This window comes from Streptomyces sp. NPDC102402, from assembly GCF_044765765.1.
GTDB lineage: Bacteria > Actinomycetota > Actinomycetes > Streptomycetales > Streptomycetaceae > Streptomyces.
In genome coordinates this window covers 235,618-250,346 of sequence record NZ_JBIWKR010000006.1, presented here as the reverse complement: position 1 = coordinate 250,346, position 14,729 = coordinate 235,618, and the positions used below count along the sequence as shown (strand labels likewise).

Here is a 14,729-nt window from a genome sequence, read left to right as displayed (position 1 = left end):
CCACCGACGATCACTCCGCGGCCCGGGCGACGTAGGGCCGCATCTCACTCGGGAGACGCCGACGCATGAGCACGCCACCATCGCCGCACGCAGCCGAGCGGTCGGACGCGACTCCGGTACGGATCGGCGCCCTCGTTCCGCTGACCCGGCCCGGCTGGGTCGAGGCGGGCCAACACCTGCTGGCCGGTATCGAGCTGGCCGTCCAGGAGTGCAACGGCGCCGGTGGGATCGACGGAAAGCCGCTCGAGCTGCTGGTCCGGGACACCGCTGCTGATCCGCGGAGGGCCACGGCCGCAGTCGACGAGCTGGCCCGGCTGGGCGTGGCCGCCGTGGCCGGGGAGTACCACAGCGTGGTCGCCCGTGCCGCCGCCTCCAGGGCCGACGCCCTCGGTCTCCCGTTCCTCTGCTCGTCAGCGGTCCTCGACGCGCTCACCGAAGAGCCGACGGACTGGGTCGCCCGACTCCCCCCGCCGCAGTCCCACGGCTGGCGGATCTACGCGGACTTCCTGCTCGGCGCGGGACACAGCCGCATCGCCGTCGCAGCCGAGCCGAGTGTCTACTGGGCAGCCGGAACCGGCATCCTGCGGGAGTACCTCGCTCCACGCGGCGCCACCGTCGTCGGCCTCGACATGCGTGCGCTCACCCCGGCAGCGGTGTGCGACGAGCTCGTCCGCCATCGCGCGACCGCCCTCCTGCTGCTGGTCGGCCATCCGGAGCCGGCAGTGCCGCTCGTCAGGGCCGTGCGCCACGACCCACGCCTCACCGGGATCCTGGTCGGTGCCCCGGCCGGACAACCGGAGTTCGCGACGTGGGCGACGTCGCTGGGCGCCGACGGCACCGCGGTCCCGTTCCTGCGCTACCTGCCCGAACGCCTCAGCCCTCTCGGACGCCGCGTCGAGGCGGCTCTCCGTGGGCGGCTGGGTGAGGCCCCCTCCTTCGTCGCCTTCGAGGGCTACGACACGATCGCGGTCCTGGCCGACGTGCTGCGTTCCTCCGGTGGGGACCGGGCTCGCACCGCCGCGTACTGGCCGCGCGTCGCGGTCGAGGGAACCCGCGGGCGGATCCGGTTCTCCCGCACCCCGGGGGACAGCGTCTGGCAGTGTGCTCGAACGCCGGTCCAGGTCGTGGACCGGGAGCCGGCGGACCCCGGTCGCTTCCGGATCCTCCACACCGGCTGAGGGAGCCACCGGGGCGTCGACGGGCCCGGGGGACGTCGCCCTGTCGGCCCGGTCCGGGGTGCGGCCGGGAGCGTGCTGTGGATAAGTGGCAGGGAGCCACGTCCACGACCCACGGAGTGCGCGCATGTCCGAGGCCGTACCGGATCCCGTTGTGGTCCAGCCCGTCGTAGGACCGCTGACCAGCGCCGCGGTGGTGCTGGTCGCGACGATCGAACCGGGCGGCGAGTCCGCCGTGCGGGACGTGCTGCCCGATCTCGCGGCGTTCGCGCGGTCGATCGGCTTCCGGGTCCCGAGCGCCGGCCTGGCCTGCGTGACGGGCTTCGGCTCGGAGGCCTGGGACCGGCTGTTCGCGGGTCCCAGGCCGGCCCTTCTCCACCCGTTCCAGGAGCTGCCGGGGCCTCTCCACCGAGCTCCGGCCACACCGGGCGATCTGCTGTTCCACGTCCGTGCCGAGCAGATGGACGTCTGCTACGAGTGGGCCTCCCAGCTGCTCGGCCGGCTCGGCGGCGCCGTGAAGGTGGTCGACGAGGTCCACGGCTTCCGCTACTTCGACCACCGCGACCTGCTCGGTTTCGTCGACGGCACGGAGAACCCGGTGGGCGACGACGCGCGGACCGCGGCCCTGGTCGGCCCGGAGGACCCGGCGTTCGAGGGCGGCAGTTACGTCGTCGTGCAGAAGTATCTGCACGACCTGGCCGGGTGGAACGGGCTGAGCACCGAACAGCAGGAACGGATCATCGGCCGTACGAAGTTCACCGACATGGAGCTCGCCGACGACGTCAAGCCGGCGGATTCGCACGTCGCCCTGAACACCATCACCGAGGACGACGGCACCGAACGCGACATCCTGCGCGCCAACATGCCGTTCGGCAGCTTCGAACAGGGCGAGTTCGGGACGTACTTCATCGGCTACGCCGCCGACCCCGGGGTCACCGAGCAGATGCTCCGGAACATGTTCCTGGGCAGCCCGCCCGGCACCCACGACCGCATTCTCGACTTCTCCACGGCGGTCACCGGCACGCTCTTCCACGCTCCGACCGCGGACTTCCTCGACGATCCCCCACCGCCCCCCGGCCCCGCCGCGACCACGGCCGTTCCGGAGCCGCAGTCCTCGAAGGCCCCGTCCTCCGGCCCGACGGCGGCACGTGACGGCTCGCTGCACATCGGCAGCCTCCAAGAAAGCGCCCCGTGATGAACAATCTGCACCGCGAACTCGCCCCCGTCACCGACGCCGCCTGGGAACAGATCGAGGAGGAGGCCGGACGTACCTTCAGCCGTCACGTGGCGGGGCGCCGCGTCGTGGACGTCAGCGCCCCCCAGGGGCCGCAAATGTCAGCGATCGGCGACGGCCACCTGCGGGACATCGACCCGCCCACCCCTGATGTGATCGCCCGTGCCCGGACCGCGACGCCGGTCATCGAGTGGCGGGTGCCGTTCACCGTGACCAGAGCTGCCGTCGACGACGTGGAACGGGGATCCGAGGACAGCGACTGGCAGCCGGTCAAGGACGCGGCCCGTACCTGCGCGTTCGCAGAGGACATGGCCGTCATCGACGGGTACGCGGCGGCCGGGATCACCGGGCTGCGGGACGGCTCCTCGCACGCTCCGCTGCCCCTGCCCGCCGACGCGCGGGACTATCCGGCCGCGGTGAGCCAGGCGCTGACCCGGCTGCGGCTCGCGGGGGTCGACGGACCCTACCGGCTGCTGCTCGGCGCCGACGCCTTCACCGAGGCGACCGAGACCTCCGACCACGGGTATCCGGTCGCCACCCACCTGGCCCGGCAGCTGGACGAACCCATCCTGTGGGCACCCGCCGTGACCGGCGGGCTCCTGCTGTCCACGCGCGGCGGCGACTTCGAGCTCTGCCTGGGCCAGGACCTGTCCATCGGATATCTGGACCACGACGCGACGAACATCCGGCTCTACTTCCACCAGGCGTTCACCTTCCGGATGCTCACCCCGGAGGCCGTGGTCCCCCTCATCGCCTGAAGGCGCCGACCTGCGAGGCTCCCATCAACGACACCCGCCGTACGTCACCGCCGGACCCCGCGGCCGCCGTGGGCTCCCCTCCCGCCCCGCGCTCCGCCCGGTTCGCCGAGGCGCTCCGCCTGGCGGTTGCGGAGGGGCTGCTCGGCGAGCAGCGCCCTCTCGCGGGCTTCCTGGACGCGGACGGGATTCGCGACTCCGTCGACGCGCTGCGGGACGCGTTCGCCGCCGAGCCGCGCGTACGGGTGCTGCACACCTTCGCCGCGAAGGCCGCCTCACTGATCCCGGTGCTGCGGCTGCTCGCCGAGAGCGGCATGGGGTGCGAGGTCGCCAGCCCGGGCGAGCTGAGGCTGGCGGTCGAGGCCGGTTTCACCCCGGCACGGATCGTCCTGGACTCTCCGGCCAAGACCCGCGACGAGCTGCGACTGGCGCTGGCGCTCGGTGTCTCCGTGAACGCGGACAGTTTCGGTGAACTCCGCCGCATCGAGGGGCTCCACTCCCCCGGCTCGCGGTCCGTCCTCGGACTGCGGGTGAATCCGCAGGTGGGGGGCGGTTCCATCGGCGCCATGAGCACGGCGACGGCCACCTCGAAGTTCGGCGTGGCCCTGGGCGACCCGGGCGCCCGTGAGCAGGTCGTCGAGGCCTTCGCCCGTCGTCCCTGGCTCACCCGGCTGCACGCCCACGTCGGCTCCCAGGGGTGCCCGCTGGAGCTGATCGCCTCGGGCATCGCCGAGACGTACCGGCTGGCCGAGGAGATCAACGAACGGGTGGGCACACGCAGGGTCACCGGCATCGACATCGGGGGCGGGCTGCCGGTCAACTTCGCCGACGACGAGGCCCGCCCCGCGTTCGCGGAGTACGTGGCGGCGCTCCGCGCGGCGGTGCCCGGGATCTTCGACGGGCACTACGACCTGGTCACCGAGTTCGGCAGGTCCCTGCTGGCCAAGAACGGCTTCATCGGAGCACGTGTCGAGTACACGAAAGACGCGGGCGGCCGACGCATCGCGCTGACCCACGCGGGGGCGCAGATCGCCACCCGCACCGTCTTCATGCCCGACGCCTGGCCGCTCCGGGTAGGCGTGTTCGACACGGAGGGCCTTCCCCGCAAGGGGCCGCCGATGGTCCAGGACATCGCGGGGCCGTGCTGCTTCGCCGGGGACGTCGTGGCCCACGCCCGGGAGCTGCCCGAACTGCGGGAGGGCGACTACGTGACCCTGTACGACACCGGGGCGTACTACTTCTCCACCCCGTGGGCGTACAACAGTCTGCCCCGGCCGGCCGTGTACGGCTTCGCCGGGAGAACGGGCGTCATGCGCTTCGCGCCCGTACGCGACGCCCAGTCGCTGGACTCCCTTGCGGAGGAGAGCGGGCTGCGCCACGTGGATGCGCTGACGGGCCTCGGGACGCCTTAGCCCCTCCGGCTCACCCCGCCGGCTGGGGTGAGGGCTCCGGCTCCGGCACAGGGTCCGGATCCGGGCCCGGCGGCTGCGGAATCGGATCGGGCGCGGGGCCCGGAGGCACGGGGCCCGGGGGTACGGGCGGCGGGGAGGGGACCGGCGTCGGCGGCCCGGGCACGGGCGGGGGCGTCGGCGCGGGCGGTACGGGGTCGGGATACGGCTGTGTCATCTCGGTCCTCCAACTGCGACAACGGGAGGGAGTGGATCTCATCTCCACGGTCTCCCCGTGCGGCTGCCCGCGCCTGCCGAGTCCATACGTCCGGACCGTGACACCTGTCGCCCATGTACCCCGACCGGCCTCAAAAACGGTCCGGGTACATCACGGGGTACGCGACGGTTGCCGCGGACGGCGGCGTCTGCGCGACGGTGGTTCCGGCGGCAGCACCGCCCTCGTACGTCACCGGTCTGGTGGGCGCGCCGTCGGATCAGCTCCGCGCGGGCACGGCCTGCGGGCTGCGCTCGGTACGTGTACCAGGCACGGGGGCCGACGCGTCGGTCCCCAGGGCGACGATCCGGTTTCCCGCGTCCACGTGCACGACGCTCGGTACGAGAGCACGCGCCTCCGCGTCGTCGACCTGGGCGTAGCTGATGAGAATGACCAGGTCACCGGGGTGGACCAGGTGAGCCGCGGCGCCGTTGATACCGATGACGCCGGAGCCGCGCTCCCCCTCGATGACGTACGTCTCGAGGCGGGCGCCATTGTCGATGTCCACGATGTGCACGAGCTCGCCGGGCAGCAGGTCCGCGGCGTCCATCAGGTCGGCGTCGACCGTCACGGAGCCGACGTAGTGCAGGTCGGCCTGGGTGACGGTGGCTCGGTGGATCTTGGACTTGAACATCGTACGCATCATGAGGGCACTCCGTCTGCTAGGCTCCCTGCCTGCGTTTTTGCAGGTCAAGGGCGGTGCGGCCAGAGTACTACGAGTCGCATGTCCGGGCAGGGATCAGCAGGTTTTTCAGGACCAATGCTGACCCGATGCCGACTTTACTGACGCACCGCCAAGGGGCGTGGTGAGGCTTCCGCCGGTCTCTGCACGCACTTCGAGGGAGCCCCCAGCACAGGCGCCCAGCCTCCCGGCCGAGCACGGGCTCCGGCTCCGCTGCGGCGCCGGTCTCCCTCGCGGGTGACGATGAGCATGGTGACCCACTCCACGAGCGCATGCGGCACGTCGAGTGCGGCAGGACAGATGACCAACGAGGCCCCAGGCTGCTTGGTTGAGACGTCAGCCATCTCCATCAGCAACCCGGGGGCCTCGCATGTTACGTGCCCTCAGCCGTCACCCGATCGGTGCCCAGACCGAAGAAGCGCAGTGACGAGGGCGAGGAACGGATTGGCGTCATCCACCGGTCAGCTGCTGGATGGCCTTCAGTGCCTGACCCGCTCCGTTCTCGGTCACCAGATGCTGCGCCGCCTTTGCGGCGGCTCGGCTGTGTGCCTGCTGCTTCACTACTTGGTGAAGTGAGTCGGCGAGCCGTTCGGCGGTGAGGGATCGGAAGGGGATCGGGTCGGTGGCGGCGCCGATGGCCGCAAGTCGCCCCGCCCAGAAGGGCTGGTCCGCTGTCACCGGCACGGTGACAGCGGGAACTCCGGCGCGCAATGCGGCGGCCGAGGTGCCGGCCCCGCCATGGTGGACCACCGCGGCCAGCCGTGGGAACAGCAGGGCGTGCGGTACGTCCCCGATGGTGAGCACGTCGTCCCCGTCGGCGGCGAGCCCGGCACTGCCGGCTTGGAGGATGCCTCGCAGCCCGGCGCGGCGCAGGGCTCGCACAGCGATCTCGCTCAGCCGTTCCCCGTCGCCTGACGCCATGCTGCCGAAGCCGATGAGGACGGGTCGGGGTCCGGCACGCAGGAAGTCCTCCAGGTCAGTGGGCAGCCGTCCGGTCGCGTCGTGATGGGGCCACCAGGTGCCCACGACGTCCAGGCCGGAGCGCCAGTCGGAGGGACGGGGCACCAGAGCCGTGCTGAAGCCGTGCAAGATGGGCCAATTCGCTTGTTCCTGTCGTCGACGCATCCCGGAAGGGGAGGCCGGGGGCAGCTGGAGGCGGTGGCGCAGCTTTGCGACCGCCTGTTCGTAGACGCGGTCGGCCATCCGCAGTGCGGAGCGTCCGGTTGCTCGGTTGGCGAGACGGCCCAGTGAGCGGGAGCCTGTGACGACGGGCGGGAAGTCGCCGGTTGGTGCAGTGGGTTGGAGGTACACGCCGAGGCTCGGTGTGCCCGTGGCCTCGGTGAGGTGCCAGCCGAGCGGAGCCGTGGCGGTCGAGAGCAGGAGCAGGTCGGGCGGCGTCGCAACGAGCAGTGGCAGCAGGTCCAGGACGGTCTGGTACCTCCCCACCAGGACGCCGGTGTGTACTCCGCGATCGCCACCGAGCCCTACCTGCGCCGCGACGACCATCCCTCGATGTTGTGCGCCCTGGGCGTCGTACCCACCACCCCCCACGTCGATCCGGCCGTCATGGAAGCCACGCTCCTCGACGTGTCCGACAACTGGGACTGGAGCAGTGCGTGGGGGTGGGACTTCCCTGCCATGGCCATGACCGCTACCCGCGTCGGGCGTCCCGACCTCGCCGTCGACGCACTGCTCCAGGACAGCGCGAAGAACCGGTACCTCCCCTCCGGGCACAGCCCGCAGATCGGCAGCATCCTCCCGATCTACCTCCCCGCGAACGGCGCCCTCCTCGCCGCGGTGTCCCTCATGGCCGCCGGCTGGCAGGGAGCCGCAGAAACCCCGGGCTTCCCACGAGAGGGCTGGACCGTGCGGCACGAGGGGTTCGTCCCCTGGCCGTGAGCGTCCTCCCGGGCCCGCCGACCTACTGTCCGCACCGCCGGGATCCTCCGGCGATGGGACGCAGGGCGGCGGGCTTGCGTGCGTCCCACCTGCGCCATCGCGTGGGATCTCATACCTGAGGAGGACACCCGGCCTGAAGGCTCGTGCCGTTTCAGCAGGCCGGTTGCCAGCGGACGCACGACGCTTTACGCGGCCTGATTGGCGAGTCTTGAGTCCTACCCAAGATCAGATGTGGAGACTCCTGACTCGTGGCTACGATCCTCTACCGCCTGGGCCGCATGGCCTTCCAACGGCGCTGGACAGTGCTCCTGGTGTGGGCGGCCGTCCTCGTCGCCGTCCTCGCCGCAGCGGCTACGGCACCCGCCGCCAAGGACGAGGGCTCCTTCATGCCCGGGATCGAGGCGCAGAAGGCCTTCGACCTCATGGAGCAGCGCTTCCCGGGGTCCGATTCCGAGGGCGCCAATGCCCGAATCGTCTTCGTGGCACCTGACGGCCAGAAGATCACCGCGACCGACAACCGGGCCGCCGTCGACGAGCTGGCCGACGAGGTCGGCACCGGGTCCCAGATCGACAGGGTGGTGAACCCGTTCCAGGCAAAGGCAGTGAGTGAGGACGCCTCCACCGCGTACGCGACCGTCACGTACAAGGTCAAGGCCGCCGACCTCACCGATGCCACCAAGAAGACGCTGGAAAGCGCCATCGATGTCGCTAAGGACAAGGGCCTGACCGTCGAGCTCGGCGGCACCGCTCTGGCCACCCAGCCCGCCGCAGGTGGCATGGCCGAAGGTGTGGGCGTTGCCCTCGCCGCGGTCGTGCTGGTGATCACATTCGGTTCTTTGGCGGCCGCCGGGCTGCCGCTGCTCACCGCGATCATCGGTGTCGGCATCAGCCTTGCCTCGATCCTCGCCCTGGGCAGCACCTTCGGCCTGTCCATGACCACCGGGACCTTGGCCACCATGCTCGGTCTCGCCGTCGGGATCGACTACGCACTGTTCGTCGTCTCCCGTTACCGCGAGGAACGCTCCAAGGGCCATGCTCCGCAGGAAGCAGCAGCACTGGCTGCCGGCACGGCCGGGTCAGCAGTCGTCTTCGCCGGACTGACGGTCGTCATCGCTCTCGCCGGCCTCACGGTGATCGGCGTTCCCATGCTGACCAAGATGGGACTTGCCGCCGCAGGTGCCGTCGTCGTCGCGGTCCTCATCGCCCTGACCCTGGTCCCGGCGCTGCTCGGCTTCTGGCCCCACTCCGTCCTCTCGCGCGCCACGCGTAAGAAGACGGGCAAGCACAGCAGTGGCGAGCAGCCTGAAGGCGTACCGCAGGAAAATGGTGGGACCCGATGGGCCCGGTTCGTGCTGCGGCGCCCCATCCCGGTTCTGCTGGCAGGTGTGGCGGGCCTGGGTGTGCTCGCCCTGCCGGTGACCGATCTGCAGATGGGTATGCCCGGTGACGAGGCCAAGCCCACCTCGACCACAGAACGCCGCGCTTACGACGCACTCGCCGACGGTTTCGGCGCCGGCTTCAACGGCCCACTGACCATCGTGGTGGATGCCAAGGGCGCCTCCGACGCGAAGGCGGCCGTCGCCACCGTCACCGAGGAGATCGGCGGCACCAAGGGCATCGTGTCCGTCTCCCCCGCCCAGTTCAACGCCGCCGGCGACACAGCGATGTTCTCCGCGGTACCCACCGACGGCCCGAACGACGCGGCCACCAAGGACCTCGTCCAGACCATCCGCGACGAACGCCCCGCCACTGAAACGGCGACCGGAGCCACGTTCGAGGTGACGGGCAGCACCGCGATGAACATCGACATCGCCCAGGCACTGCAGAGCGCACTGCTTCCGTACCTGGCCATCATCGTCGGCCTGGCCTTCGTCCTGCTCCTGGTGGTCTTCCGCTCCGTACTCGTCCCCATCAAGGCAGCTCTGGGCTTCCTGCTCTCCGTCCTCGCGGCTCTTGGCGCGGTCGTGGCGGTCTTCCAGTGGGGATGGGGCGCCGAGCTCCTCGGAATCGAGCAGACCGGGCCGATCATGAGCCTCATGCCGATCTTCCTCGTCGGTATTGTCTTCGGCCTCGCCATGGACTACGAGGTCTTCCTTGTGGCCCGCATGCGAGAGGCTTACATCCACGGGGACAGGCCTGCCCAGGCCGTGGTCACCGGCTTCCGCCACAGTGCCCGCGTCGTCGTCGCGGCGGCCCTCATCATGATCGCCGTGTTCTCCGCGTTCGTCGCCTCACCGGAGTCAATGGTCAAGACCATCGGATTCGGTCTCGCAGTTGCGGTGCTTCTTGATGCCTTCGTCGTCCGGATGGCCCTCGTGCCCGCGGTGCTCGCCCTGCTCGGCCACAAGGCCTGGTGGCTGCCCCGATGGCTCGACAAGATCATGCCCAACGTGGACGTGGAAGGTGAAGCGCTGCAGTCCCGGCCGGCCAACGACCAGCCGGACCACGACACCAGGCAGCTGACGCACTTGTAACCGCCCGCCGTACGGGGCGTGGACGGCGGATCGCCGCCCCCAACTCCCCAGACCACCAGCCGACGCGCGCGGCTGGAAGGCCCACGCCCTGGCATCTGCTTCTCGATGCCAGGGCGCGTGGCACGTTCCGTCCACGGCTGGAGAGCGAGACTGTTCTGCAGGACTTCGGAGTGGGCCAGGCGTCCAGGCATTCGTCTACCCGTAGTCCTGCCCCTGACGAGAGAGAGAAAGATGAGTACTCCCTGGCGGCGCAGTATGGAGTCCCATCCACGCGGGACCGATATCGCGCTGGCCCTGTCGCTGTTCGCCTTTTCCGCCGCCGGAAGCGCTTTCAGCAACAACTGGCTCGACGAACAACTTGCGACCTGGCCCACGGTGCCGCTGGCCGCCCTCTCCGCCGCAGCACTGCTCCGGCGCCGTGAAAATCCCCGAACAGTGCTGGCCGTCACCGCGGTGTGCGCAGTGGCGGAAGCAGCACAGGGATATCTTCTCAGTCCCATCACGCAGGGCCCGCTGATTGCCGCCCTGTACTCCCTGGGCCTGTTCACCGACCGCAGAACGACTCGCACCTACGCCGCTGTCACCATGCTTCTAATGGTCGTCACCGGTCTTCTCACCTCACCGCACGACTACGGAACGCTCCTGCTCACCGCGGTCAACCCCGTAGCCTGGGTCATCCTGCCGGCTGTCCTGGGCGGGGCCGTCCAACTGCGCCGGGCCTACATCGACGCGGTGCACGCCCGCGCCGAACACGCCGAACAGACCCGCGAGGAAGAAGCGCGCCACCGGGTGGCACAGGAACGCATGCGCATCGCACGCGAACTCCATGACGTCGTCGCCCACCACTTGGCCCTGGCCAATGCCCAGGCCGGCACAGCATCCCACCTGGTACGCAGCCGTCCTGATCAGGCAGCTGCCATGCTCACCAACCTGGCGGAGACCACCGCTGGCGCGCTGCGCGAGATGAAAGCGACCGTAGGGCTCCTGCGCCAGGACAACGACATCGACACTCCTCTGAGTCCAGCGCCTGGACTCGCCCGGCTCGAGGAACTGATCACGGCCTTCGCCACTGCCGGCCTGAGCGTCTCCACCGACATCGAGGGAGAACCTCACCCTCTGCACTCCGGGGCAGACCTCAGCGCTTACCGCATCGTGCAGGAAGCCTTGACCAACATCACCAAGCACTCCGCCGGTAAGGCAGCGCGGGTACACCTCGTCTACCTTCCGGACCGGCTGACTCTGACGATCAGCAACGAGGGAGCCACATCCGCCGTCGGCACCACCGAAGGGCGCGGATTCGGTCTGGTCGGCATGCGGGAGCGCGCCCAGTCCGCCGGTGGGACCTTCTCGGCGGGCCCCGGCCCGAAAGGCGGCTTCGTCGTCACGTGCACTCTGCCGCTCCCCCCTCACCAGACCGAGAGAGAATGAGCCCCATGAGCACCATCCGCGTTCTGCTCGCCGACGACCAGGCCCTTCTGAGGGCGACCTTCCGCGTCCTGATCGACTCCACCTCGGACATCTGTGTCATCGGAGAGGCCGCTGACGGGGACGAAGCGGTCGAGCAGACACACGCTGAGCGTCCTGATGTCGTCCTGATGGACATCCGCATGCCAGGTACCGACGGCCTAGCGGCCACCGCTGCGATCTGTGCCGACCCCGACCTGGCCGGTACTCGTGTTCTGATCCTCACCACGTTCGAGAACGACGAGTACGTCGCCCAGGCCCTGCGGGCCGGTGCCAGCGGTTTTCTTGGTAAGGACGTCACCGCGGACGTGCTTCTGGACGGCATCCGTACCGTGGCCGCCGGCGATGCCCTTCTCTCCCCTGTCGCCACCCGCGCCTTGGTCACTCGCTTCCTTGCCGCCCCGGAGCCCGAGGCCCGGCTCGTCTCCCCGGAGGGTCTGGCCGTCCTTACCGATCGCGAGCGAGAGATGATGGCCTTGGCCGCCCTTGGGAAATCAAACGCCGAGATCGCCGAGGACCTCTTCCTCAGCCCGCTGACCGTGCGGAGCCACATCCAACGGGCTATGGCAAAACTGCACGTCCGAGACCGCGCGCAACTCGTCGTCATCGCCTACCAGAGCGGCCTCGTCCAAGCCTGAAGGTCCGATGCGACGCCTGCGGGCCAGGCACCGAGCTCCCCAAGCGCGCTGCGGGACACGGAAATACTCGTCAGGGCGCGAAGCCGTCCGACCGAGCCGGTGTCTTCACCTCTCCCGGGCGGACCCGACCAGCCCGTGCTGGTAGGCAAGGACGACGAGCTGGCTGCGACTCTGTGCGCCGAGTTTCGTCCGAACGCGGTTGACGTGGGTACGTACGGTCAACGGGCTCTCATCCGGTTACGGGTACGGACGGTGCTCGCCCTGCGAGCAGAGCACGTTGGGGCCGTTCAACTCGCCCCTGCCTGGGCCCCGCCCTCCCGAAGGGCAAGGTCAAGGGGCGAGGACGTCGCTGCGGAGGGAGCCCGGAAGGTGCATACGGCCTGCATGTCCGGACGAGGATCTCCGATATCAGACCCCCCAGGCGTCGTGCTCCTGCCGGCTTCTCCGGCTCGTCAGATCGCACCGGATCTGGCTGCGGGTCTACGTCCTCAGTCGGACGCACCTTGCCTAACAACGCTGTACGTCGAAGCCGATGACTTGACCCGGACGACGGTGTGTCGCGTAGCGGAAGGTGGTGGTCTTCACTCGTCAACGCGTATTACGCAGGAGAATCGGCAACTGTAAGGTCCTCGGCACACGCCAGTGCCCAGCAACTGAACTGAGAGGGTCACGTGCATGTGAACCGCAACGATGAGCCGATCGCTTGCGGCCGCCGTCTGCTCGCGGCGGCCCCTGATCCCGGTCTTCGTCGTTCTCTGACCGCGGGGTTAGGGTCGTCGGGCTACGTCGTCGAAGCGGTCGAAACCGGGGCTGCGGCCGTCGAATGGCTGGGGCGGCAGCGCTTCGATCTGATCATCGTGGACGTGGACATCCCCGACCTGCTGGATCTGTCCCGCCACCGTCCCACTCTGGTCGAACGGCCGCCCATCCTCTGTGTCGCCTCGTGCGATTCGCTGGAGCAGTTGGTACCCGAGATCGGGACAGAGGTGGCCGACTACGTCACCAAGCCGTGCCGCGCCGCTGAACTCCTCGCGCGCGTCCAGGTGCTGCTGCGGGCGAGCAGCGCCGCGAGGGAACCCGTGTTGCGCCACGAGGACCTGATGCTCGACGAGGTCGTCTACCAAGTGTGGCGCGGGGACCGGCGGCTGGAGGTGACGGCGGCCGAGTACCGGCTGCTGCGTCACCTGCTGCTCAACGCGGGGCGAGTGCTGTCCAAGGAGCAGCTGGCCTGGCAGGTGTGGGGTGAGTCGCGTGCCACCAACACCGTGGAGCGACTCATGTCCCGGCTACGACAGAAGGTCGATCGGACGCAGCCCACGCTCATTCACACTCGGCGTGGATTCGGTTACTGGCTGGGAGACGAAACCGCTCCCAGGGCGTGACCCGCATCACGTCCGCCTATTGACTGGTTGTTGTCCGGAGTCTGTCAGCTGGCTCTGTTTGCATGCGCTTGTCGATGTTTCCCGTCATCCGGTTCCTGTGGTGGCGACGAACTGAGGAGGCCCATGTCCGAGACCCTGAAGCCCGCCGACCGTATCCCTGAGTATCCGATGCGGCGGGATCCGCAGTGTCCGTTCGCGCCTACGGCCACGGTGCGGGAGATGACCCGTGAGGAGCCGGTGGGCAAGGTCCGGATCTGGGACGGCAGCACTCCCTGGTTCATCACCCGGCACGCCGACCAGCGCGCCCTGCTGAACGATCCGCGGCTGAGCATCGACGAGAAGCGCCCCGGCTATCCGCACATGACGCGCAGCCGTGCGGCGGGCGCCCCGCACCACCCGGCGCTGATCACCAACACCGACCCGCCCGAGCACACCCGGTTGCGCCGGACCGTCAACGCCCCGTTCATGGTCAAGCGGGTCGAGGCGCTGCGGCCCCGCATCCAGGAAGTCCTCGACGGGCTCATCGACGACATGCTCGCCGGGCCGAACCCGGTCGACCTGGTCCAGGCGATCGGCCTGCCGGTCCCCACTCTCGTCATCACCGAGATCCTCGGCGCACCCTACGAGGATCACGAGTTCTTCCAGACCACCAGCCACGTGCTGATCAGCCACGAGTCCACGCCCGAGCAGGCTCAGGAAGCCGGTGGGGCACTGGGCAACTACCTCGGTGAGCTGTTCGCCAGGAAGATGGCCGACCCCGGCGACGACGTGATGTCGGAGATGGCGGGACGGGTCAAGGCGGGAGAGATGTCCGCCGAGGAAGCCATCACGATGTCCAGCGCGATCCTCATCGCCGGCCACGAGACCAGCGCCAGCATGATCTCGCTGGGCACCCTCGCCCTGCTGCAGAACCCGGACCAGCTCCAGCTGCTGCGCGAGCGCAGCGACGACCCCAAGTTCGTCGCCAACGCCGTCGAGGAACTGCTGCGCTACCTGACGATCGTGCACTCCGGGATCCGGCGCATAGCCAATGAGGACATCCCGGTACGGGACAAGGTCATCAAGGCCGGCGACGGCGTCATCTTCGAACTGGCCGGGGCCAACTACGACGCCGAGGAGTTCCCCGAGCCGGAGAAGCTGGACCTGAGCCGTCCCGCCCGCCAGCACCACGCGTTCGGATACGGCGCCCACCAGTGCCTGGGCCAGTCCCTCGCCCGGGTGGAACTGCAGGTCGTCTACGCCACCCTCTACCGCCGCATCCCGACCCTGGCGCTCGCCGTCCCGTTCGAGGAGGTGCCGTTCGCCATGGAAGGCGTCGCCTACGGCCTCAAGTCCCTCCCGGTCACCTGGTGAAGAAAGCAGCA

At 69.5% G+C, this 14,729-nt stretch carries 11 protein-coding genes and 2 pseudogenes; 9 read left to right on the top strand and 4 right to left on the bottom strand.

Annotation, left to right across the window (positions count from 1 at the left end; genetic code table 11):
* The first annotated feature begins 65 nt into the window (after positions 1-65).
* From ACIRJR_RS20315 to ACIRJR_RS20300, 4 genes are all read left to right on the top strand, one after another.
* Positions 66-1,178, top strand: a complete 1,113-nt coding sequence (locus ACIRJR_RS20315; protein WP_403782449.1) for an ABC transporter substrate-binding protein — start codon at positions 66-68, stop codon at positions 1,176-1,178.
* Between the two features lie 124 nt (positions 1,179-1,302).
* The gene (locus tag ACIRJR_RS20310) at positions 1,303-2,370 is read left to right on the top strand and encodes a Dyp-type peroxidase (protein ID WP_403782446.1); all 1,068 of its coding nucleotides are present in this window, start codon (positions 1,303-1,305) and stop codon (positions 2,368-2,370) included.
* Entirely contained in the window at positions 2,370-3,167 is a 798-nt protein-coding gene (locus ACIRJR_RS20305) for a family 1 encapsulin nanocompartment shell protein (RefSeq protein ID WP_403782443.1), read from the top strand. Before ACIRJR_RS20310 ends, ACIRJR_RS20305 begins: the two co-directional genes overlap by 1 nt.
* Positions 3,168-3,235: 68 nt before the next feature.
* Entirely contained in the window at positions 3,236-4,576 is a 1,341-nt protein-coding gene (locus tag ACIRJR_RS20300) for a diaminopimelate decarboxylase (protein WP_403782440.1), read from the top strand.
* Between the two features lie 470 nt (positions 4,577-5,046).
* On the opposite strand, the gene panD is transcribed toward ACIRJR_RS20300, so the two are convergent.
* The 3 genes and pseudogenes from panD to ACIRJR_RS20285 form a co-directional block, all read right to left on the bottom strand.
* Positions 5,047-5,472: an aspartate 1-decarboxylase gene (gene panD, locus ACIRJR_RS20295; RefSeq protein WP_403782437.1), complete on the bottom strand. Its 426-nt coding sequence runs from the start codon at positions 5,470-5,472 to the stop codon at positions 5,047-5,049.
* Between the two features lie 254 nt (positions 5,473-5,726).
* Positions 5,727-5,816: pseudogene (locus tag ACIRJR_RS20290) on the bottom strand (IS5/IS1182 family transposase); the annotation flags it as partial.
* 142 nt (positions 5,817-5,958) lie between these two features.
* Positions 5,959-7,206: a glycosyltransferase gene (locus ACIRJR_RS20285; RefSeq protein WP_403782858.1), complete on the bottom strand. Its 1,248-nt coding sequence runs from the start codon at positions 7,204-7,206 to the stop codon at positions 5,959-5,961.
* Positions 7,207-7,655: 449 nt separating this feature from the next.
* Between ACIRJR_RS20285 and ACIRJR_RS20280 the strand changes: the two genes are divergently transcribed.
* From ACIRJR_RS20280 to ACIRJR_RS20270, 3 genes are all read left to right on the top strand, one after another.
* Positions 7,656-9,881: an MMPL family transporter gene (locus ACIRJR_RS20280; protein WP_403782434.1), complete on the top strand. Its 2,226-nt coding sequence runs from the start codon at positions 7,656-7,658 to the stop codon at positions 9,879-9,881.
* 231 nt (positions 9,882-10,112) lie between these two features.
* Complete coding sequence (locus ACIRJR_RS20275; RefSeq protein ID WP_403782431.1) at positions 10,113-11,309, top strand: sensor histidine kinase; 1,197 nt, start codon at positions 10,113-10,115, stop codon at positions 11,307-11,309.
* A 5-nt stretch (positions 11,310-11,314) separates the two neighbouring features.
* The gene (locus ACIRJR_RS20270) at positions 11,315-11,983 is read left to right on the top strand and encodes a response regulator (RefSeq protein WP_403782428.1); all 669 of its coding nucleotides are present in this window, start codon (positions 11,315-11,317) and stop codon (positions 11,981-11,983) included.
* Between the two features lie 105 nt (positions 11,984-12,088).
* Here ACIRJR_RS20270 and ACIRJR_RS20265 read toward each other — a convergent pair.
* Positions 12,089-12,211 (bottom strand): annotated as a pseudogene (locus tag ACIRJR_RS20265) (LuxR C-terminal-related transcriptional regulator); the annotation flags it as partial.
* Positions 12,212-12,660: 449 nt separating this feature from the next.
* Between ACIRJR_RS20265 and ACIRJR_RS20260 the strand changes: the two are divergent.
* Positions 12,661-13,365 carry a response regulator transcription factor gene (locus ACIRJR_RS20260; RefSeq protein WP_403782425.1) on the top strand — a complete coding sequence of 235 codons (705 nt, stop codon included), beginning with the start codon at positions 12,661-12,663 and terminating at the stop codon, positions 13,363-13,365.
* Positions 13,366-13,488: 123 nt separating this feature from the next.
* The gene (locus tag ACIRJR_RS20255; RefSeq protein WP_403782422.1) at positions 13,489-14,718 is read left to right on the top strand and encodes a cytochrome P450; all 1,230 of its coding nucleotides are present in this window, start codon (positions 13,489-13,491) and stop codon (positions 14,716-14,718) included.
* Positions 14,719-14,729: the final 11 nt, after the last annotated feature.